This window comes from Cupriavidus sp. DF5525, assembly GCF_040149425.2.
Lineage (GTDB): Bacteria > Pseudomonadota > Gammaproteobacteria > Burkholderiales > Burkholderiaceae > Cupriavidus > Cupriavidus pickettii_A.
Window position 1 is genome coordinate 44,162 of sequence record NZ_CP168268.1, and the last position, 21,062, is coordinate 65,223.

General features: G+C 61.5%; 19 protein-coding genes and 1 pseudogene. 5 read left to right on the forward strand and 15 right to left on the reverse strand.

The features are described from left to right. Window positions 1–945: 945 nt before the first annotated feature. Complete coding sequence (locus ABNX08_RS42815) at window positions 946–3,861, reverse strand: Tn3-like element IS1071 family transposase (protein ID WP_003158660.1); 2,916 nt, start codon at window positions 3,859–3,861, stop codon at window positions 946–948. A gap of 193 nt (window positions 3,862–4,054) precedes the next feature. On the opposite strand from ABNX08_RS42815, the gene ABNX08_RS42820 reads away from it, so the two are divergent. Both ABNX08_RS42820 and ABNX08_RS42825 read left to right on the forward strand, forming a co-directional pair. Then, window positions 4,055–5,275, forward strand: a complete 1,221-nt coding sequence (locus ABNX08_RS42820) for a TrbI/VirB10 family protein (protein WP_349609823.1) — start codon at window positions 4,055–4,057, stop codon at window positions 5,273–5,275. Beyond that, window positions 5,272–5,517, forward strand: coding sequence for a DUF2274 domain-containing protein (locus ABNX08_RS42825; protein ID WP_046196295.1), 246 nt, complete (start codon window positions 5,272–5,274; stop codon window positions 5,515–5,517). Before ABNX08_RS42820 ends, ABNX08_RS42825 begins: the two co-directional genes overlap by 4 nt. Window positions 5,518–6,575: 1,058 nt before the next feature. On the opposite strand, the gene ABNX08_RS42830 is transcribed toward ABNX08_RS42825, so the two are convergent. From ABNX08_RS42830 to ABNX08_RS42855, 6 genes are all read right to left on the reverse strand, one after another. Further along, window positions 6,576–7,559, reverse strand: coding sequence for an AraC family transcriptional regulator (locus ABNX08_RS42830; protein ID WP_063599756.1), 984 nt, complete (start codon window positions 7,557–7,559; stop codon window positions 6,576–6,578). 109 nt (window positions 7,560–7,668) lie between these two features. Further along, the gene (locus tag ABNX08_RS42835) at window positions 7,669–8,727 is read right to left on the reverse strand and encodes a maleylacetate reductase (protein WP_063599757.1); all 1,059 of its coding nucleotides are present in this window, start codon (window positions 8,725–8,727) and stop codon (window positions 7,669–7,671) included. Continuing rightward, window positions 8,724–9,440 (reverse strand): dienelactone hydrolase family protein, encoded by a 717-nt coding sequence (locus ABNX08_RS42840; protein WP_256943243.1) that lies wholly within the window; start codon window positions 9,438–9,440, stop codon window positions 8,724–8,726. Before ABNX08_RS42840 ends, ABNX08_RS42835 begins: the two co-directional genes overlap by 4 nt. 15 nt (window positions 9,441–9,455) lie before the next feature. Beyond that, on the reverse strand, window positions 9,456–10,439 hold the full coding sequence (locus tag ABNX08_RS42845) for a tripartite tricarboxylate transporter substrate binding protein (protein ID WP_349609938.1): 984 nt from the start codon (window positions 10,437–10,439) through the stop codon (window positions 9,456–9,458). Window positions 10,440–10,465: 26 nt separating this feature from the next. Beyond that, window positions 10,466–11,578, reverse strand: a complete 1,113-nt coding sequence (locus tag ABNX08_RS42850) for a muconate cycloisomerase family protein (protein WP_011489354.1) — start codon at window positions 11,576–11,578, stop codon at window positions 10,466–10,468. Then, window positions 11,575–12,357 carry a chlorocatechol 1,2-dioxygenase gene (locus ABNX08_RS42855; protein WP_374063828.1) on the reverse strand — a complete coding sequence of 261 codons (783 nt, stop codon included), beginning with the start codon at window positions 12,355–12,357 and terminating at the stop codon, window positions 11,575–11,577. The genes ABNX08_RS42850 and ABNX08_RS42855 overlap by 4 nt, the downstream gene beginning before the upstream one ends. A gap of 169 nt (window positions 12,358–12,526) precedes the next feature. Between ABNX08_RS42855 and ABNX08_RS42860 the strand changes: the two genes are divergently transcribed. Further along, window positions 12,527–13,411: a LysR substrate-binding domain-containing protein gene (locus ABNX08_RS42860; protein ID WP_374063829.1), complete on the forward strand. Its 885-nt coding sequence runs from the start codon at window positions 12,527–12,529 to the stop codon at window positions 13,409–13,411. A 164-nt stretch (window positions 13,412–13,575) separates the two neighbouring features. On the opposite strand, the gene ABNX08_RS42865 is transcribed toward ABNX08_RS42860, so the two are convergent. Beyond that, entirely contained in the window at window positions 13,576–14,217 is a 642-nt protein-coding gene (locus ABNX08_RS42865; protein ID WP_349609900.1) for a substrate-binding domain-containing protein, read from the reverse strand. Between the two features lie 121 nt (window positions 14,218–14,338). Here ABNX08_RS42865 and ABNX08_RS42870 point away from each other — a divergent pair, with 121 nt between their 5' ends. After that, on the forward strand, window positions 14,339–14,638 hold the full coding sequence (locus ABNX08_RS42870; RefSeq protein WP_011489350.1) for a helix-turn-helix domain-containing protein: 300 nt from the start codon (window positions 14,339–14,341) through the stop codon (window positions 14,636–14,638). 321 nt (window positions 14,639–14,959) lie between these two features. Here ABNX08_RS42870 and ABNX08_RS42875 read toward each other — a convergent pair whose 3' ends face one another. The 7 genes and pseudogenes from ABNX08_RS42875 to ABNX08_RS42905 form a co-directional block, all read right to left on the reverse strand. Next, window positions 14,960–16,330, reverse strand: a complete 1,371-nt coding sequence (locus ABNX08_RS42875) for an IS91 family transposase (RefSeq protein WP_374063830.1) — start codon at window positions 16,328–16,330, stop codon at window positions 14,960–14,962. Then, window positions 16,315–16,383, reverse strand: a pseudogene (locus ABNX08_RS42880) (hypothetical protein); the annotation flags it as partial. The pseudogene ABNX08_RS42880 and the gene ABNX08_RS42875, both read right to left, overlap by 16 nt. 15 nt (window positions 16,384–16,398) lie before the next feature. Beyond that, on the reverse strand, window positions 16,399–17,226 hold the full coding sequence (gene bphB, locus ABNX08_RS42885; RefSeq protein ID WP_374063831.1) for a cis-2,3-dihydrobiphenyl-2,3-diol dehydrogenase: 828 nt from the start codon (window positions 17,224–17,226) through the stop codon (window positions 16,399–16,401). Next, the gene (locus tag ABNX08_RS42890; RefSeq protein ID WP_349609837.1) at window positions 17,223–18,455 is read right to left on the reverse strand and encodes an FAD-dependent oxidoreductase; all 1,233 of its coding nucleotides are present in this window, start codon (window positions 18,453–18,455) and stop codon (window positions 17,223–17,225) included. The genes bphB and ABNX08_RS42890 overlap by 4 nt, the downstream gene beginning before the upstream one ends. After that, window positions 18,455–18,778: a non-heme iron oxygenase ferredoxin subunit gene (locus tag ABNX08_RS42895; protein WP_349609835.1), complete on the reverse strand. Its 324-nt coding sequence runs from the start codon at window positions 18,776–18,778 to the stop codon at window positions 18,455–18,457. The genes ABNX08_RS42890 and ABNX08_RS42895 overlap by 1 nt, the downstream gene beginning before the upstream one ends. A 10-nt stretch (window positions 18,779–18,788) precedes the next feature. Beyond that, complete coding sequence (locus ABNX08_RS42900; protein WP_349609841.1) at window positions 18,789–19,352, reverse strand: aromatic-ring-hydroxylating dioxygenase subunit beta; 564 nt, start codon at window positions 19,350–19,352, stop codon at window positions 18,789–18,791. Window positions 19,353–19,462: 110 nt separating this feature from the next. Continuing rightward, complete coding sequence (locus ABNX08_RS42905; RefSeq protein WP_374063832.1) at window positions 19,463–20,818, reverse strand: aromatic ring-hydroxylating dioxygenase subunit alpha; 1,356 nt, start codon at window positions 20,816–20,818, stop codon at window positions 19,463–19,465. A gap of 27 nt (window positions 20,819–20,845) precedes the next feature. Between ABNX08_RS42905 and ABNX08_RS42910 the strand changes: the two genes are divergently transcribed. Next, on the forward strand, window positions 20,846–21,058 hold the full coding sequence (locus ABNX08_RS42910) for a hypothetical protein (RefSeq protein ID WP_374063833.1): 213 nt from the start codon (window positions 20,846–20,848) through the stop codon (window positions 21,056–21,058). The last annotated feature ends 4 nt before the right edge of the window (window positions 21,059–21,062 follow it).

Below are 21,062 nucleotides of genomic sequence, written 5' to 3' on the forward strand. Positions count from 1 at the left end.
GAGGGGGCTTTGCCCCCTCGCAAGCTCTCGAACTTACTGCCTTCCGCCAGGCGCTTGCGCCTGGCTCTCCTAAGCCGTAGCGCCGAAGGCGCTCCATTGTGGGGTGAGGCCGCAAGGCGGCCGAGGGGCGTAGCCCCTGGGGGGATGGGAGGCCGCTTGCGGCCGGGTGGGATCGAGAAGGGGGGTTTCCCCCCTTCGGCGGCCGGTCATGCTGCGCGGTAGCTTGGGCCGTGTTGCCGTTTTTTTCGCCAGCCTCTGGTTAAAACTACCTGGTTATATAAAAAGGTTATAAAGACGGTTAAAAACCTGGTTAGCATGACCGAAAAACGCGCGTAAACCGTTGTCACGCCAAGGAAAAGCGCGAAGAGGCCGCCCCTCAAGTGTCAATGGATAAGCCCCCCATGTGTCAATACGCTGCCCCTCAAGTGTCAAGAACCGCGCCCCTCAAGTGTCAGTAGGGCCGCCCCTCAAGTGTCAATACCGGGGCAGGGTTCCTAACAGGGTTATCCACAACTTCGGTGGATAACTCCATGCCGATCAGGCACTTAGGCCGCCTCGGCGGCCGCCTGGACGGCTCGACCAGGCCGAAATCGGCCGCTGCCCCCCAAGTGTCAACATCGCGCCGGCCCCGCTGCCCCTCAAGTGTCAACGTCAGGGCTGCGCCGGCCGGCCTCGGCCGACTTGTCCCGAAACTGTCCACAACGGCCGCGCCGGTGGGGCAGGGCAGGGAAGGCCCCGGAAACGGGCCAGGAAGGCCCGTCAGGGCCGCAAAGCCCAGCGGCGAGGGCCACCGGCCCGGTGAGGGGTCTCCTCGTTTTCAGTGCAATAAGTGACGGTACGAAAAGCTAGCACTGGCGCGGAGGTGGTGTTGGTAGATCGTTGATTTCATTGACTTTCCTGTTCACTTTCAAATCTGCGATTCGTGGCGTCAAACCGTGGTCGGTTTCATCCATTGGTGCCAGTTATCGATGCATTTGGCCGCGAAGGCAGGATTTGGTCAGCATAGCGGTCAACCGGGAAGCGAAACACACCCCGCAAGTTGATGCTCTCCAGCCTGGTGGGCGCAATCTTCCCGATCAGTTCCGGTGGAATGACCTGGCGGCGGTTCGACCAGCGATCCAGGACCGCCTGCATCTGTGAGGTATTCCACGCCATCACGATGTTGGCCATCAGGCTCAACGCATCGGCCACAGCCTGCATTTCATCGACACGTTTGGCCTGCGCCGGGCTGATCCGGCCGGTATAAATGGCGCGCTTGAGGGCGTTAACAGCCTCGCCCCGATTGAGCACCCGGCGCAACTCGTTCCTGAAAGCGTCCTTGACAAAGTAGTCAGCCAAAAACGCCGTACGCAGCAACCGCCCCAATTGCACGCCAGCCTCATAGATTGGATCGCCCTGGGCGGCAGAACCGAACCGCGCAAGAGCTGCCACCGCACTGGCATGTCCGCTCATGACCGAGGCTGCCAGGTGCACCAGACTATCCCAATGCTTTTCGATCAAAGCGACGTCGACATTGGCTTCGCACACCGCAGCGATTTCTGCGGGCACTTTGGTGCCGCGTGGCACAAAGAGGTGGCGCTGTTTGAGTTCCTTCAACCGCGGGCAAAGATCAAAACCAAGCAAACGGGCATGTGACATGGCAAAGTCGGTGTAGCCATGGGTATCCACAGCAAGCTGGCTGGTCTCCAGCTTTTCTTGGCGGATGACACCTTCAATGGCCACGCCCGCCTGGCGCTCATTGAGCACAAAGGGCTGCGCATGGAAGATGCCCCACCGGTCTTTTACATGGGAGTAGATTCCAATGGAAGGTGTGTTGCGCCGAGGATCAAGCCGGGCTTGCCACACCCGTTTGGTGGTCTCCATGGTCATCATGTCAGAAGATGCCAAATCGGACCGCCCCCAGGTGGCGGCAATCGGGTGTCGCTGCATGAATTCCAGCACAGCCTGGCAGGCCTGGCTCAGACGCCGTTCGTCCCGCGCCCAGCGCATGGCCTGGCGAATGCTGGTGGCAGACAATTGCGGAATCATGCGCGCGCATTCGACCGCAGTCAGACTGGTGCCGTGGGCCATGATGCCGGCATAGACCATCAGCAGCTCGTCGGTAGAGCGCGGCTCACGTCCGAGCATGATCCAGCTAAAGCGCACCTGGGCGTCAACGGCCAGAATCACTTCCGGCAATTGAACCTCACCGATGCGGTGATCCAAAGCCGCGCGCAGCTTGGTCACTTCTGGGTCTTCGTCCTCTGCGGGCAATGGCGACAAATGGAGTTCATCATCCACGCGCAGTACGCCACTGCGGGCTGCAGCGGCCACCGCATCGACACCGGCAGTTACTCTGGCCAGCAAAGGCTTCAAGAAAGTGGCAGCCTTGCTGGGTAACGATAGACGGGCATAGTGTTTCTTGGACTCTGCCTGCCAACGCTCGTCCGTGAAGAACAAGCGCGCACGACCCCGAAAGCTCAGGCTGTGCTCAATCCAGACCGAGCCATTGCGCACCGCGCGGCGCAGGGCAAACAGGGTGGCCACCTCCAACGCCTGAAACGCCCGTTCCCGGTCTGGGCTGGAGATCGAAACCTGCCAGATCATTCCCAGACTTGGTGCCACCACTTCAACTGGCAGCTTTCTGGATCCTTTGAGATATAAAGCTTGCAGCTTGGCAAGGTACTCGATGGCAGGATGCTCGCCGGTGGCCTGCCAGGGCAGCTTTGCAATGGCGACGAGCAACGACCGCACGGGGCGAATTCCATCAATCAATCCCTCGCGGACCAGGGAGGCCCTGCTCGGTGGTTTGCGTTTCTGGGTTTCGGTGATCAAGGCTTCAAGACGGGCACGCAACTCAGCATCTGGCACCGCACCTTGCGCGCTCAAGGCAACAAGTTCGCCGAGCAGCGTTTTGTACATTGCGGCCCAATTGACGGTAGCGGGGACATCGGCGGCAGCCTGACGCCACAGATCGGCGATCCGGCGCTGCACCATAAGGATCAACTGGTCTGTGGTGGTGAACAGGCAATACCGAAGAAAGCATGCGACCTCCACGGTGCGCGCTGGCTCTTTGATCTTGGCTCCGGCTGAGGGCGGCCTGGAGACAAGTCGGCGCGCGTAGCGGCGCAAGATGAGATCGGGGATGTCTGCCAGGTGCTTATGAACGTCCAGCGTGTAAAGCAGGTCGATGCGCTCCAGTACCTCGCTGATTTGGCGGGTTGAGTGTTTCGCCGGTGCAGCCCATAGCCAACTCTGCTGGGTTTGTCCATCTGGGCGCAGCTCTGAAACTGAGGCTCGCCAGCGATCAAGTGTTGCTGGATCAACGCTGGCGGCGATGGCGGTGCCTGTTTCAACTTCAAGCTGGGCAAGTGCCGCCGCAATCAGTGTCCGAATTGCCCGCTCGTGCACGATCACCAGCTTGTTCTTGTACAGCCATTGACGCGCCCGCACGAGTAGCTGATCGCGGTCGGCGCAGCGCGCCACTTCGTCGCGCAGTTCACGTACCAGTGAGCGGCGCTGGTGCTCGCTCATCCACTGGAATCCAAGGACCGTGCAGGCTACTTGTTGGTGATCGAATAGCGTGCGCCCGCGTTCATACATGGCTCTCAGCGAGGCGACTTCTGGTGCTGCAATGCCAAGCTCGTTGCCAAGGTGGCGCCACAAGGCTACTGGAATTACCCGAAAGGCACCGAGCAAACGCCCACTCATGCGCAGGAAACCAATATGGAGCGCCAGACCAAGCTTGTGGGAATCACCTCGGCGTGCATTGATTGCGTCGCGCTCGGCACCATCGAAGGTGAAAAATGCCTTCATCTCGAAGTCGCTGATATCGCGGGGGAGCCCACGCATCCCCAAAAACGTTGTGTGCCAACCCTGCATCGTGAACCTCAAAAGTGGGAGGCCACCATACCCGTTTACAAAGCGAACAGGAAAGTCAATGAAATCAACGGTCTACCCAGACCACCCCCGCGCCAGTGCTAGCTTTGCGTACCGTCACTTATTGCACTGAAAACGAGGAGACCCCATTTCCGACCATGCCGCGCCGCAGGCCGGCAAGGTGGCGCCGGAGGCGATGGCGCTGCGCGCGCAACCGCGTCCGGTCACGCGCCTGAACCGGCGCACGCTGGCCATCCTCACCGGCGGCCTGTCGGTCGCCGTGCTCGGGGCCACGATCTGGTCGTTGCAGCCGCATCGGCGCGGCGCGGGCGAACAGACCGAGCTTTACAACGTGGATCGCGTGTCCAAGTCCGAAGGGTTGGACGGCCTGCCTTCGGACTACTCCAAGCTGCCGGCGAAGGTGCCGGAGCTGGGGCCGCCGCTGCCGGGCGACCTCGGCCCGGCCATCGTGAAGTCCCAGCAGCCCGTGACACCGACCTATGCGCCGCCGGGCCACGACCCGGAGGATGCGCGGCGCAAGGAGGCCGCCGCTGCGGCGGCCTCGACGGTGTTCTTCCGCTCGGGCCAGCAGGGCAAGGCCGCAGCGCCTGCCGCAGCCCAAGCCGCCACGGCTGCGCCGGGCAGCGCCTTGGCGGGCTTCGACCCGCTCGCCGCCGGGCCGGCCTCGACGGCGGCCCAAACTCAACAGTCCGCGTCCGACCCGACCGCTGTGCAAAACCGGCAAGACCAGAAAGAGGCTTTCCTGAAAGGCGGTTCTACGGAAACCCGCAATTCCGGCCATCTGCAAATGCCCGCCTCGCCGTACCAGGTGATGGCCGGAACGGTGATCGCTGGCGCGCTGGTGACGGGCATCAAGTCCGACCTGCCGGGTGACGTGATCGGCACGGTGACGGAGCCGGTCTACGACTCGGCCACGGGCAAGTTCCTGCTGATCCCGCAGGGTTCGCGCATCCTGGGCAAATACAACAGCCAGGTGAGCTACGGGCAGAGCCGCGTGCAAGTGGTGTGGAACCGCATCATCCTGCCCGACACGTCTTCGCTCACGCTCGACAACCTGGCGGGCACCGATCCGGCCGGCTATGCCGGCCTGGAGGATGGAGTCGATTGGCATTGGGATCGCGTCTTTGCCGGTGCGGCGTTGACCACGCTGCTGGGCGTGGGCGCCGAGCTGGCCGCGCCGCAGAACCGGCAGGACGGCAACCGGGTCATCATCGCCGGACAGGGCAGCTTGCAGGACAGCGTGAACCAGGTCGGTCAGGAGATGACCCGGCGCAACATGAACATCCAGCCGACGCTGACCGAACGGCCCGGCCTGCCGGTACGGATCATCGTCAACCGTGATTTGGTGCTGCGGCCATACCAGCCGCTGTTCTTCAACAGGGGGGCGATGCGATGAACACGACCAAGAAACTGCGGCTGGGGCCACTGCCCAAGACCGAGAGCGTCAAGCTGACCTTTGCTTGTCCGGCCAGCTTGAAGGCCGACCTCGACCGCTACGCCGCGCTGCACGCGCAGGCGTACGGCGAGGTTGTCGATGCCGAGAAGTTGATCCCGCACATGCTGGAGGCGTTCATGGCCGGCGATCGGGGATTCAGGAAGGGCGCAAACACTAAGACCATGCCGCTGAAGCAGTCCTGACCATATTGGCATCTTCACCATCGACCAGGAATGAAAGCGCAGCCCAAGGGCTGCGCTTTCGCATTTTGGAGGTGGAGTGCGATGGCCTGGAGGCTAGGATGGCGATGCGACTCAGCCCGCCACGATGCCCCTGCGTTTCCCACCGCAAAGCGCCTATGTGGCACCTGGCTCAAAAAACGGCCGGGACACGCAACGACGAGAATTGGGCCTAACCTATTGCCCCGTAAGCCCTTTCGCACTGCTACTCGTCCGCATCAAAGACTTGACAGCGGACATTTTTCAACATTGCGTTGAATGGAGTCTAGGAACGCCTGCTCATCTCAGCTATCCGCTGCGCGAATATGTATATGAATCAGAATCCGGATTGCGAAAATCCAAGGGATATCCCCAGAGTCCGAAACTGGTGAAAATAGAAAGACCCCAGGCGACATGCCATGCGGCCGGCCTTAGCGCGTGCGCGTACTTTCTTAATTGTTGAATTGATCGGCTGGGCGATTCCGTACCTTGGAGCGGCGCCAAGAAGGCCGTATCAGACGGATGTCAGCGATGAAGAGTGGAGCTTTGCTGCGCCGTACCTTGCTTGCCTTCATGGCCGAGGACGCTCCGCAACGCGATCCATTGCCTTAACGAACTGAGGGCTTGGCACTCCGGGGCGTCCACACACGCTCTCAGGCTGGTACTGCTAAGGTGCTGTGTTGGCTGCCTCCGCCGCCTGCGTAAGCATGGGGCATAGACCAAGGGCAGGATCAGGATCACCACGTCTGCGGCACCGAGATAAGCGATGAAGCGATGGATGGGGGAATCCGGTTCGCTAACACCAGGCAAGACGCCACAGCCCATCCGTCAGGCAACATTGACTCCAGTTGCCGTCACGCGGGTCAGCAAGGATTTGAGCCGGTCTGGAAGGACGGTGCCAAGGCCTCGAACGGTTCGGCCCCGCAACAGCGGCAGCCCATCCTGCAGATCCTGCAGCGCGCAAACCAGTCGTGCTCGCGAGAGACATACCGGCCGTCGCTACGCCGTAGCGTTCGGCATGCACTGACGCTGCGATATCGCAGTCAGGAGAGAGCGCAACACCGACGCTGCGCCGTCTGGTGCGGTGACTCTCCGAAGCGTTGCCGGTAGTAGGCGGCGAATCGGCCGAGGTGGCCGAATCCGTAGAACAGGGCTGTCTCGGTGATGTTGGCACTCGGGTGCTCGGATAGCCACGCATGGACAGCATCCAGGCGCATGTCTCGTAGCAACTCCATGGGGCTCATCTGCCGGTGACGTTGACAAGTCTGCTGGAGGACCCGGGCGCTGACGCCGGCCGCACCTGATAGGTCTGCCAGTCCGATAGGCGCCCCAAGGCGCTCACGCATATAGTCTTCCATGGCCTGAAGCCGGGCGATGGGGTCGCGCGCAACGAAGTTCCGATCGCTCGACTCGCGCGGCAAACTACAGGAACTGGCCGCGCGCAGCAGCGAAGCCAAGCCCTGCTCGATATGCTCCACCCACGCGGCGGACTCTCCCGCGCAGGTCGGTGCGGACGACGCACCCAGCAACACCTGGACTAGCAGCAGCCACTGCGCATCCAGCCCTGCTGGCAAAGTCGCAAGCGGTGCGATCGGTGCGACGTCATCTGACTCGATCATGTCGCGCGGGATTTTCAGGATAAGTTGCTCACATCCTGCCTCCCAGCGCATGCGCCAATTTCGCCGTGGCGCCATCCAGCCGGTGCGCCCTTGTGGCAATACCATATACTGGCCGTCAACGGTCAATTCTGCGGCGCCTCTGATCGAATGATGCACCACGATGAACTCCTCGCTCGGTCTTGGTGCAATTTCGACCTCTGCACCATAGCGAAAGGAGAACAGGGTTAGGCGCCGCGCGCGTGCCTTGTACAAAGCCGCATCGACGTTGCCCGAACGCCATGTCAGGCTATGGTCGGCCAACTCTCGCGCTGCCGCGTCATGCATGCGCACGGCCTGATGGGACTGGAATACACGTTGTCGGTAAAGGGCGTGGAAATTCCTCGGAGGAGAGTAGGACAGATGCGCCATCGCAACCTCGTGGTGGTGTTGTTGTGTTCACTCCGCCCGGCTGTGCGGCTGGAGTGGCCAACGCCTGGGGCGTCAACTTGTATCAAAAGAAAATTCCATGCCAACCTCCTCAAGCGGAAGGCGGGCGTCCGTGGTACGCATCGCGCAGCAATGCAAGCAATGCGTCTCGATCCAGTTCCCGCGGATTGGGATAGCGGTCCTGCAATGCCAGGTCGCCAACATGCTCAATATCCTCCTCGTGCATTCCGAGATCGCGCAAGGCCACGGGTGCGCCATTGTCGCGAGCCAATTCGTACAAGGCCGTGGGTGGATCGTCATGCCCCAGGGCAATGCGCAGCACACGCATTGCGTCTGGCACCGCGCGCGCGTTATAGGCCAGCGCGTGGGGCAGCACGACCGTATGGGTCTGGGCATGAGGGAGATCGAGCGTTCCTCCCAGCGTGTGGCACAGCTTGTGGTGCAATGCCATACTGACGTTGCCAAGCACGCTCGCGCAGAGCCAAGCGCCATAAAGCGCGTCGCCGCGAGCCTGAAGATCTCTTGGTGATTGATACAACTTGGGAATCGCGCGTACCGTCGCTGCGATTCCTTCCTGGGCCATGATGGTAAGCAGCGGCGTGGCATCTGGCGCATACAGGCCTTCAACTGCATGGGCTATTGCATTGATCGCGCTGGTCACGCTGATGCTAAGAGGTAGCTCTAGGGTCAGCCGGGGCTCGTAGATAACTGCACGGGGCATGACGCGCGCGTCGCGGCCGGTTTTCTTGACGCCACCCTCTGTGATACCGAAGATGGACGTCATCTCGCTACCTGCATATGTCGTGGGCACAGCGACGATGGGCAACTCTGTACGGAGCGCCACGATCTTAGCGAGTCCGATAGTAGATCCCCCACCAATCGCAATGACGCCATTAGCCTCACTCGTGCGCGCAATCTTGCAGGCCTCCTCAGCCACCAAAGCGGGTACATGCATGGTCGCACCATCGTAGAAGGCTGCCACGTGGCCGATGACCGGCTCGGCCACTTGCCGTCCCAGGGGCGCCTGCTCAGGCGTGGTCAACACGAGCGCCCGGTCAATGCCGAGACGTTCCAGTTCCTGCGGCAATCGGGCGAGGCTATCGGGTCCAAAAATCACCCGCGGGGAACGATAGTCGTGAATGAAATTCATGGCTTCTTGCTCTGCAAGGGCGCCAGGAAATCCAGTGTACGTTCGTTGGCCAACGCCGCGGCACTCGCCACATAGCCCGGACTGCTCGTCCTGGCGAACGAGTGTCCGGCCTCTTCGTACCAGTGCACTTGCAGCAATGGATTGGCACCGAAGCCTTCAGTAATCAGCTGGCGGCTTGGCGCGGGCACGAAGTGGTCTTGGCCGCCCATGTGAAACAACGCCGGATGCTTGACTTCCGGGACCTTGTTGAGCTGCTTCTCCAGTCCAACACCGTAGTAGCCTACGGCGCGATCCACGTATCCTTTGGCGGCCACTAGAAAGGCAAGCGCACCGCCCAGGCAATACCCCACCAATCCCACCTTGCCGTTGCTGTAGGGTTGGTGTCGCGCATAGCGGATAGCAGCCTCCAGATCGCCCACGCCGGCCTCCATGTCGAAGGCCTGCCAGAGCTTGTAGGCTTGCTCTCTCTGCGCCTCATCCTGCGGATCGAGTGCTGTACCTGGCGCCTGGCGCGCGTACAGATCAGGGCAAACTGCCGCATACCCCTGGTCGACCAGCCATGACACCGTTTCTCGCATGAACGCGTTCACACCAAATATTTCTTGAGCGATCACAATCACGGGAGCGGGCGCTTTGGCCGGCGAGCCCACGAGCGCGCCGAATGTATGCCCGTCATACGATTGAATCGATATCCCTTCAGTCAACATCTTCATCTCTCCGATTACAGTTCATTGGGTGTTGAGTCGATGGTGGACGATCAACTGGCCCCATCGGTCGATCTCGTTGTCCCATAAGACGCCCAGAGCTTGCGATGTTCCCCCCTGCGCTGAAGCGCCGATATCCGCCAGCGCCTTTTGTACCTCCGGGGTCTTCAGTGCTTCATTCATTGCTGTGTTGAGCACCTTGACGATGTCCGGCGAGGTACGTGACGGCACAAATAAGCCAAACCATGTCAGGACCTCGAACTTCGGAAGGTCGGCTGCTTGCGCCAGGGGAGGAATCCCAGGCAATGAGGGCGCGGGTTGCAAGCTGGTGACACCCAGCGCACGCACCCGTCCAGATTTGATAAACGACTGCTGTGCGGTGATCGAATCGACCATCATGGAGACTCGCCCCGCGATCAGGTCGGCGGCAGCTGGCGTGCTCCCTTTGTAGGGCACGTGGAGCAGGTCAACCCCGGCCTGAGCGGCCAGCAGAGCGGCCGCCAGATGGATCGACGTCCCCATGCCTGCAGAGGCGAATGACACCTTACCGGGGTTGGCCTTTGCGTACGCTAGTAGGCTCCTGGCATCCTTGTATGGGGAATCAGCCGGCACCACTAGAACGCTGGGGATAGTTGCCAACAGCGCCACGGGGGCAAATGCTTTCCGAGCATCGTAGGCGACGTTCGGATAAAACCACTTGTCCACTGCCAGCCCTGTCGAGTTCACCAGCAGCGTATAACCGTCAGCCGGGGAGCGCGCGACCTCCGCGCTGCCGATGATCCCGCCCGAGCCCGGACGATTCTCCACTGTCACCGGCTGCCCCAGCGTTTGCGACACGCGCTGGGCCAAGACACGAGAAACCATGTCGATTGCACCGCCCGGCGGGAATGGAACGATCCATCGAATGGGCTTGCTCGGGTAGTCTGCAGCACTCGCCGTTACTGCCAGCAAGCTCAAGCCTACGCAGCCTAGCCAGACGACCAAACGAATTGATAAACGAGACAACATGGTGATTTTCCCCTAACTGACTTCAATCAACCCGCGCGGGTGAAGTGGCGCAGCTTGTCCGGATCGATATCAACACCCAACCCAGGACCCGAGGGCAACCGAATCTCGAAGTCCTTGATCTCGAGTTGGGTCTGCGTAAGCGTGTCGGCTAACACCCAGGGCCCTAGCAGTTCACATCCGAAGGGCATCGTCGGCAATGTGGCATACACATGGAGAGCAGCAGCGGTGCCGATTGATGAATCCAACATGGTGCCCCCATAGGACGCAATGCCCGAGGCTTCCGCGATCGCAGCGACCTTGAGGGTATTTGCCACCCCGCCCATGTTGCACAGCTTCAGCGAGAAGGCGTCGACGCAATGATGGCGCGCCAGTTCGAAGGCGGACGCCAGCGAGCTCAGGCTTTCATCGGCCAGGATGGCCACCCCGTTGTCGGCCGACAGGCGCCGAAGCGCATCGAAGTTGCTGCGTGCCACCGGCTGTTCGACCAGTTCGACACCGGCCGCCTCCAGGCGCGGAATCCACACCGATGCCGTGTTCTCATCCCAGGCCTGGTTGATATCGACCCGCACCGCAGCACGGTCACCGACGCGCTCGATAATCTTCTCGATATGGCGCAAATCATCTGCCGGGGAGCGCACGCCAAGCTTGATCTTGAACCGGTTGTGCCGGCGCCGCTCGATCATTTCCTCGGCGATTGCGATGTCCCGCTGCGTGTCGCCGCTCGCCAGGGTCCAGGCAATGGGGATGCCCTGCTGGATCGCGCCGCCGATCAAATCGCTCAGCGGCAGGTTCAGAGAGCGTGCCTTCAGATCATGCAGCGCAACGTCGATGGCCGCCTTGGCCGAATAGTTTCCGGTTACGGCGCGCTCCATTAAGTGCTGGAGCTCTCGCAGATTTGTCGCGTCCTTGCCGATCAGGAGCGGCGCCAAGTACGTTTCGATGATGACCTTGATGGTTTCAGCGCATTCGGAACTCCAAGTCGGCCCACCTACGCTGCTGCCCTCGCCGATGCCGACAAGCCCGCCCGCACGGATCTGCACGATCGCATAGCTCTGCTTCTGCACCGTGGTAAACGACATCTGGATGGGACGCGAAGCTGGGACGTCCACCAGCGTCACATCGATCGCTTCGATCTTCATGCCACTGTCTCCGTAGCCGACTTGCGTTGCTCGGCCTGCTCACGCTCGATTACGAAGTCCAGGGTCATGACCCGCACCCCGTCCTCGATCGTCTCGGGCGTAATCAGGTCGGGGGTGACGCCGTGACAGCAGTCATCGTCCACCCATTTGCCCCCTTCGAAGTAGTATTGCGTGGTCAACGGTTCGAAACCGTCCTTGCGCACCTTGAAGTGCACGTGCGCCGGACGCCAGGTATGGCTGCCCAGGTGGCCCAGCAGACGCCCAGTCGGCCCCTCGGAGGGGATCTGGTATGGCACTGGCATCGTGGTGCGCACGCGAAAGTTGCCCTGGGAATCCGTCACGAGTTTTCCGCGGTAGTAGTCCACGGGGATGTTGTCGTGGATCCCGCTGTACAAGCCATCAGGCGTCGAGTGCCACACGTCGATGACAGCGCCAGCGAGCAACTCGCCCGTGTCCGAGCGCACCGTACCGCGAATGATCAGCGGTTTGTGGTCGTCGTTATCGTAGGTCTTGAGGACGCCTTCAACTACAGGAGCACCTTCCAGGAAGTACGGCCCCTGGATCGCAGGCGCAGAGGTCCGCGAGCGCTGCGCCTTGCCTTCGATGATGGTGCTGTTCAGGAAAACGTCCAGAAGCAGCGCGGTTTCCCGCGTCTGTGCGACCTCGGTGAGATAGTCGACACCCGCGCGGTATTCGGCTTCCGTGACGCGCTTGTCCAGCAAAATTTTGCGTACTGCCTCGACGATCGCGCCTGCGACCTCGGCAACTCGTTTATCCATGACTCGTCTCCTTTCAAGATTTCATGGCTGAAACACCGATGAGTTGGTGCTTCAAACATGAATGCTAAGATTCGCGTGTCATGCGGTCCAATACCTTTTTTTGGCCTTTTTGATACGGGATCGGTATGGATTGGCGGTGCTCACCCTAGGGAAAACCAGAGGTTATTAAATGGAATTTCGGCAGCTTCGCTATTTCATCGCGGTCGCAGAAGAGGGAAATATCGGTGCTGCGGCAAGACGCCTGCATATTTCTCAGCCGCCCATTACCCGACAAATACAGGCCCTGGAACAGGATCTCGGTGTGGTGCTGTTTGAACGCACGCACCGCGGCGTAGAACTGACGGCAGCGGGTACAACATTTTTAGAGGATGCCAGGCGCCTACTGCACGTTACCGAGATCTCAAGGGTGAGATCACGTGCAGCATCGCGCGGTGAAATCGGGGAATTGCGCGTCGCCTATTTCGGAACCGTCGTTTTGCATACGCTACCGCTACTGCTGCGGCAACTCTTGTCGGTTGCTCCCTCGGCAACTGTGTCCTTGACGCAGATGAGCAAGAACCGCCAGATTGAAGCGCTGGACGCTGGCACCATCGATATCGGGTTCGGGCGTTTCTACCCCTATCAGGAGGGTGTAGTTGTCCGAAACGTAACCAATGAGAGGCTATTTCTGGGTGCGCAAAAGTCGCGCGCTCGCTCGTTTGGTGAGCAAGTTCATTGCAGCGCGCTTCGTAACGAGCCCTTGATCCTGTTCCCGCGAGAAGGACGCCCCAGTTTCGCAGACGAAGTCATCGGCGTATTCAAACGCGCGCGTGTAGAGCCAAAGGTTGTCGCCATAGTTGAAGACGTCAATGCAGCCATGGCTTTGGCGTTGGCCGGTGTCGGCGTGACAATCGTTCCCGAGACAGTAGCCATGATTTCGAGAACTGACTTCGGCTTCACTGAACTCGTGGGCACCAAGGCCACCGTACCGGTCAGTTGTATATACCGTCACGATCACATTGCACCGATTCTAGAAACATTCTTGAGCTTGCTACCTACTCGAGAATCGCAATAGATGCCACGCGGATGTACCGAGGTCGTTGGCCACGGCCAATCTCTGAAGATGTGCGACAGAATGTCTGTCGGCGGGTGGATAGCGCAGGAGCGCCAGAGAGGTCTGAATTCGCCCAGGGGCCTATGGAGGCCCGTGTCGTCATCCCAGCTATAGGTAGCGGCCCGCTATGCAGAACTCGCCTTGGCAACCTGCAGCGCTCTTCGCTCGAATCGCTCCACAAACGAACTGGTCGACTCCTGGGGCCGCTGCAGGTGTGCCACGATCTCGTAGGGGCCGTCAATGAGCGGCCGCATCGTGATCCCCCATTTGTGAGCGCGCTCGATGCGCGATTGCGCGGACACCCCGACGCCGTAGCCGGCCGCGACCCACGTGGCCAACAGGCCAAACGAAGTGACGTACCGGATGTTCTGTCGACCTGTCGGCAGGGGCGTGGAAAGCCGCTCATCCAACTTGGAACAGATTTCCGCCTGCCAGCGATACAGGGCGAAGTCCAGCAGATCGGCGATCGTGAGTGTCGCCTGATCAAGCAATGGAAATCGTAGCGGCATGGCGACGGCCATGCACTCGGCCCACAACGGCTGCGCTTTAAGCGCCGCGTCGCTCGATACCTGAATTGAAACCCCCGCGTCGTAACGGCCGTCATGTAGTCCCGCATGCAGATCGCGACCTGAAACCTCAAAGAAGGCGAGAGCGACATCGGGCTCTTCCGCGCGTTGCAGCGCCAGCAGTGCCGACAACTGTGGCGACGGCGCGCCTGGCGCTATGGCGAGCCTGAGACGGGGGGACTGGCCGGTAGCGTTGTGCATAAGGGCACCGCAGAGGCGGCTAATCAGGTCAAGGAGGAGCCCATATGATAAGCAAGAGTGAACTTTAACGTCTATAAATTTAACGTGGTTAATTTCAGAGGTTTGTCCGACGCTTCTGCAAATGCAGAAGCCCACTATTCAGCCAGGCCGCCCCGCTGGCACATCGACGTATGAATCCGAACCAGCGTTGGCCTTCGGACAGGCCGTGCGCGTTGCGCGCGTCGCTCAAGGTATTGCTCAAGACGAATTTGCATCCCGGGCAGGCATCTCGCGCTCGCACATGGGCAAGATCGAGCGCGGGGAGCACGTGCCCACGCTTCCTGTCATATTGAAAATTGCCATGGCGCTCAGAATAAGCGCCGCTGACCTGATGGCTGCAACGGAGCACTACCTTGGCATCGGCGCCCGGACCGATTCTTGAAGCTGAACGTCCGTGGTTGGCTCTGTCAGCCACCTAGATTCTCACGTAGGCGGACGAGATCACGCAGACGAACGATGAAGCGCTCCAACGACGCCGGCACGTCATCGCCGCCGCCGAGTCGGAGCAGATAGGTACGGATAGGAAATTCAACCGCATGAGGCCAAGTATGGCACGAGTTTTGGGCCTCGAAACACGTTCGGCCAAGGAAGGTTGAGCGCTCGCTTGCCGCTCAATGGCAAGAGCTTGGGAGGCAGTATGCATTTGGGCCTGGCGCGCGCGCAGCTGCTTCCCCGCAGCGATGGATACCGCCGCTTCACTGGGTCACCAATTGACGCGCTGGTCTACCTCGTCGGGTTGAGCTGCCAGATCCCAATCCGGCTCGCCTTGCGCACCATCATCCACCGGCGCGTCGCAGCCCTCCCACAGCGGTGGCCCGCGTGCCGGGGTGATGTGCGGGGGGGCAGACTCCACCCCGATGTGGTTCAGGATGTGGCGGATTTCGGCGCTGTGGGTGATGAAGGCAATGATGCGCATCTGCCCACCGCACATGGGGCACAGCAGCGGAAATGCCTCGTAGATGCGGGCAATCAGCACCGCCCACAAGTAATGCGCCGCTCGCTTCGGGCGTGCTTCAGGTTCGGGTGTGGGTGTGGCCGCGTTGCCCGGCGCCGCCACCCCAGGTACGCCCGCGCCAGGTTGTGCAGTCTCCACCGTGGCTGGTTGCGACGCAGCAGGCTGAGCCAGCGCCGTTACCGCCGCTCTCAGCGGCGAGTTTGGTGCCAGCACACCAAAGTAGCGGTGCCGGTGGGTGCGTGGCGGTGGCACCAGCGCGGCGATGCGGTCGATCAGTTCCAGCGGTGTGAGGTGCAGCTCATCTGCCTTGGCACCACGCTTGTCACTGGTGGGCTCGCTGCGCTGTTTGGCACAGCGGTACACCAGTTTGCTTCCCTCTTTGCGTAGGCGCTCCATGGAAAACGGTGGACGCGCGCAATAGCGCAGCAGCCGCTCCAGCGCAGCGCGGTCGTGGGCTTCGATGCACACCCCCGCATCCACCGAGAAGCCGCTGTGTTTGTAGCCCAGCATGTCTTTGGCGTCACAGTTCTCCAGCAGGCCCCGAGCAACGAAGGCGCGCAGGATGCGTTTTTGCAGTGTGGTCTGCACTGGGGCCACGGTAGCCGCATCGATGCCGGTGGCCGCGTGAAAGATGACACCCGGCGATGAGATTCGAGGGGTCGCATCAGCATCGCCCTCGCCCTCCACTTCCTCAAACACCCCGTCCACCACACAAACGTGGAAGTGGACGTGTTCATTGAGGCTGGAGCCGAATCGGTGAATGAAGGCGATGGCACCGATGTGCAGGCCTGCCTTGTCCATATGGGCCGCACCGGGGCTGTGGGTCTGCAGAGTTTGTGCGATCACCCGCAGAAAGATGCGCAGCACCATGCTCAGCACCGCTCCGTCGCGCTGCATGAAGTAACGAAGCCGCTTGGGAACCGACAGCACCCACTGGCGCACCGGCAGGCGGGGGAATACGTGATCGTTCAGGTGCGCTGCTGTCTCCACCATGCGCCGGGTGGTGCACGAGGGGCAGACTCCCCGGCCTTTGCAGGAGAAGGCTACAAAGTAGTCGTGCCCACAGTCGCCGCAGCGGCTTCCATCACCCCCAGCCTGCCAGTGGCGAAGGAGCGCCACGCGCGCACATCCGCGACTTCGAAGCCCATATAGCCGAGTCTTTTGATGCTCATGACACGTCTCCCCTCTCAACCGAAGTGCTTGTCAAGCTGTGCGCCCAGACTGGCTTCGAACAGGCCGCGCACGCCCATGCCGCCGTCGAAGTTCAGCACACTGCCGGTAAGCGGGACCGTGTCCGCACGCGTTGCGAAGAAGACAAAGGCGCCGGCGTATTCCTCGGCCGTGGCAGCCCGCCCCGTCGGAAGGACGGATTTCAGCATGTCGTCCAGTGGAAAGGTCGAAATGCTCTTGTCCTGCAAGTCCAGGGTCTTGAGCCCGCGCAGATCGCTTCCCAGGATCCCGCCGGGGGCGATGCCGTTGACACGGATATGCGGGCCCCATTCGTGTGCGAGCTGCCGGATCAGACCGATCACGGCATGCTTGCCGGCGGTATACAGAACGCCGCCCCCGCCGGGGTAGAAACCGGCATTCGACACCGTGAAGATCGCGCTGCCCTTGCTTTGATAGAGAGCAGGTAGCGCGGCCTTCGCCGCGAGGATGTAGCCCTTGACGTTGACCGCGAACATTTCCTCGAATGCCTCCGAGATCAGGTCATCGGGGATATCGACCAGCTGGGTCAGGTAGTCCCAGACGCCGGCGTTGCCGACCAGGCAGTCGAGCTTGCCGAACGCATCGACACAGCGGGCCACGGCTTCACGATGGCTGTCGAGCGACCGGACATCCCCCTCCACCCCCACAATGGCGTCGCCATGTACTTTCTTGAGTTCTTCCAGACCCGCCGCAGATTTATCGAGTACGGCGACACGGGCGCCTTCCGCGACATAGCGATCCACGATCGCCCTCCCCAGGCCCGCGCCACCACCGGTCACCAAGGCCACTTCACCTTTGAGTTTCATGCTGTGTCTCCTGAATGCGCACGCACCAGATCGCGCATGCTGTTTGAAATATCTGCCAGCCGTGCCGGCTCGACTGCCGCATGGGCTTCCACCAGGCGGGTGGCGAGCGCGAAGTCACGGGGCGCATCGACCGCGACGACGGCTTGAAGCTTTCCTTCCTGCAGCCGGAACAGCAGGGCCGCGCCACTGCCAAGCGTGCCGCGCAAGACGAATTCGCCGGGCCCTTCGATATCGCCCGCCATCTGCATCCGATGCCCGGCGATCTCCGTCCACGACACCGGCAGCTGCGGCGCCGATACCGCCTTTCCCAGAATGGCTGCGGCCACCGCGGCGGCCTGGCGCTGTGCGTTCATATAGGTTTCGAGCGAACGCCGGCCGCCTGCGCGCAGCGGCCAGCTGGCCGCATCGCCGACTGCGAATACGCCTTCGGCTAGCGTCGCACCGCAGTGATCGACAATGACGCCCCGGTCGCAGGCCAGCCCCGCCTGGCGCGCGAGTTGATCCGCGGGTTCCGCACCAATGCAGATGAGTGCGCTGTCGGCCGCGAAGAAGCGTCCATCGCTGGCCAGTACCTGTTCAAGCCGGCCCTCGCCGGAGAAGCCTGCGACACCCGCGCCCAGTTCGACCTGTACGCCAAGTTCAGTCAGCCGGCCACGCAGCCACGCGCCGATACGGCGTCCCAGTACACGTACGAGCAGTTCATCGCCAGCCTCCAGAATCGTTACCGGCAGGCCAAGCTTGCGCGCCGTCGTCGCGACTTCGCAGCCGATCAGTCCGCCGCCCGCAATCAACAGTCGCGTCGCGGGCGTCCAGCTATCGCGCAGCGACTGCACGTCGTCGTAGGTCCGCAGCGTGACGACGCCACCCAGCTGGCTGCCGGGCAGCGCAAGCGTCCGTGCCCGGCTGCCCGTGGCAATGACGATGGCATCTGCAGACAGCGTGGTGCCATCGTCCAGGCTGATCGTCCGTGTCTCCGCGTTGATCGCGGTGACTTGCGGGCCGGTCAGCATGTCGATGTTGGCCTCGCCGTACCAGTCGGCCTCCGCCAGTACGGGCGGCCGCTCAAGGCTGCCGTCAAGCACCGCCTTGGACAAGGACGGCCGGTCATAGGGAAGATGCGGTTCGCTGCCGATCAGCGAGATGCGCCCCTCGAAGCCCTCGGCACGCAGGGCCTGCGCGGTCGTGACACCCGCCACGCCATTGCCGATGATCGCCACATGCGTCGCCATCACTTCACCTCGCCGGCGTCCAGGTCGACGTGCACCTCGCCGCCTTCCAGCTTGATCGGAAACACCTTGACCGGTTTGCAGGCGGGTAGCGCCTTCACCTTTCCGGTGCGCACGCAGAACTTGCCGAAATGCAGCGTGCATTCGACGACGTCACCGTCCAGATAGCCATCCGACAACGCCCAGTTCCCATGCGTGCACGTGTCCTGCACCGCGAAGAACTCGCCGTCGACGTTGCAGACCATGATCGGCTCCGGGCCGCCTTCATGGCGCTGCATCTCCCCGGGCGGCAGCTCTTCCTGCCGCAATATGTACGTCCAGGCCATGACATCACCCCTAGAAGAAGAAGCTGAGGTTGTTGGCCAGGATGGTGCTCTGGTCAATCAGGATGGTCCGATTGACGATCTCGAACCCGGCCTCGCTCGAGTTGCGGCGCAAGGTGTCACGACGCTCGCCGGCAAAGATGTCGAGTTGCCGCTCCAGGCGATTGCGATACACGATGAAGGCGCTGGAGATCTCGTACTCGCCTGCCACCTCCCCATCGACGATCATGACGTTGCTCACCAGATGCCGGGTCCGCGATGCGGGATTCTCCGACCAGCTCACGTCGGATGTGATCTTGCGCATCCGGCCCTTCATCATCGTGGCGTCGTCGTCGAAGTGCGCATACTCGCGGGTGCCCGAGTACTCGAGCCGGGCATCGCGCATGATCCGCGTCGTGCGAATGGGCATGAAGTAATGGATGTCTTCCGCCAGCAGCGCGAACCACTCCTCAAAGCGTCGATCGTTGAGAAGCTTGGCCTCCCAGTAGTAGAACTGCTCGATCTCGTGTTGCAGTTCGGGCGCCACGGGCGCCGGTTTGCGCAGGAAGAGGTCGGCTCTCTTGACTGAATCAAGCATGGTCAATCCTTGTAGGTTTGAAGTGGATAAAGGCCGTCGTATCCCAACCCGTATCGAAGTCAAATGCGTCTTCTGGGGGCGCCACTCCGTGGCGCCGGATGTCATGGGATTCAGCGCGTGCGCGTGACGTTCAGCGCATCCCAGTCGGGCGAGGTCATCATCCGCAGCCACTGGGCATAGAGCCCGCGGGCGGCTTCCTCGCTATAGACGTTGGTGCTGATACGCCCCGGGTAGACCGGATCGTTGTCGATGGTCTGGTTCATGCTCATCTCGGCGTTGAAGGGGCGGCTGCGTGCCATGTGCCCTTTCAGAACCTGCTGGATCTCGACCCAGTTCTCGCCGTCGTCCTGCTCGAACACGCCACCGGCGGAGAAGGTGCGCAGCGTCTGGCGCCGGAACTCTTCCTTGATATCGTCGGGCGCATCGGCGTCGACCACCGTGAACGCCCACACCTCCACCTCGTTCGGCCCGCGCGGATGCCACGTGCGGACCGTGTTGATGCCCGGGAGGAAGGAACACGTGGGAAAGACGGTCATGTGCTCGACCATGAGGTGTGAGCCGCGCTCGACGCTACCCAGCCGTTGGGCCGCCTTTTCCGATGCGGGACCTTCGGTCCAGTAGCTGGTGACCTTCGGTCCCATGATGGCAAGCATCAGATTGGGGTCGCCGATATAGAAGCCGCTGCCATGTCCGCCCCACGGCGCACGGTACTGCCTGCCAACTGTCGGCGGCGCAAGATCGGCCATTTCAAGGCCCTCCGGCAGACCGGCCAGGATCCCGGACAGATGCGAGGTCGTGCCGGCGTGGTACATGTCGCTGCAGAACTGTTCCGCGGCGAATTTCCAGTTGCAGGGAATGACCCACTTCTGCACGCCCGGGATCGCTTCAGTGCCGGCCTCGGTGCGGTCGAGCATGTGGTCCATGTAGAACTTTGCCTCGCCCAGATACGTGTCGAGGTCAACGGCGTTCTCATCCCAATTGGCGAAAATCAGTCCTTTATAGGTTGCCACCCGGGCCTTCAGCGGGCTCCATTCCTTCTTGTCCAGGCACGGGAAGGATTCGGCCTCGTAGGGCACGTTGACGAGGTTGCCAGCCGTGTCGTAGGCCCATCCGTGGTAGCTGCACGTGAACGCCTTCGCGTTGCCTGCGTCCGAGCGGCAGATGCGCATGCCGCGGTGGCGGCACTGGTTCAGGAACACGGCGATGCTGGCGTCCTTCTGCCGCACGACCAGGACGGGGTCTTCGCCCATGTAGGTCGTAAAGTAGTCGCCCGCCTTCCTGACCTGGGTTTCGTGCCCCAGCAGCAGCCAGGACCTGGCGAAGACGCGCTCCAGTTCGAGCTGGTACAGGTCTTCGTCGGTATAGATGCGCGGGTCGATACGTCCGGCACGCTCGTCAAAGAGCGCCTGTATCTCGCTGGTGTTCCAGGTCTTGCGCAGCTTGATAGGGGTTTCGCTATGGTTCATTTGTCTCCTCACTTTTCGAGGTGGTGGATGCTGAGTGGTGGGGCAATTGCCGATGACAAGTTTTCTGACCTGGTGCTCACTCCGGTTTCAAGATCAATCCTCCGTGGCAAGGAAATCGTCGACCAGGCGGATAAAGCCCTGGTTTTGCTCGATCTGCGCCCAGTGACCACACAGCCTACGCAGCCTAGCCAGACGACCAAACGAATTGATAAACGAGACAACATGGTGATTTTCCCCTAACTGA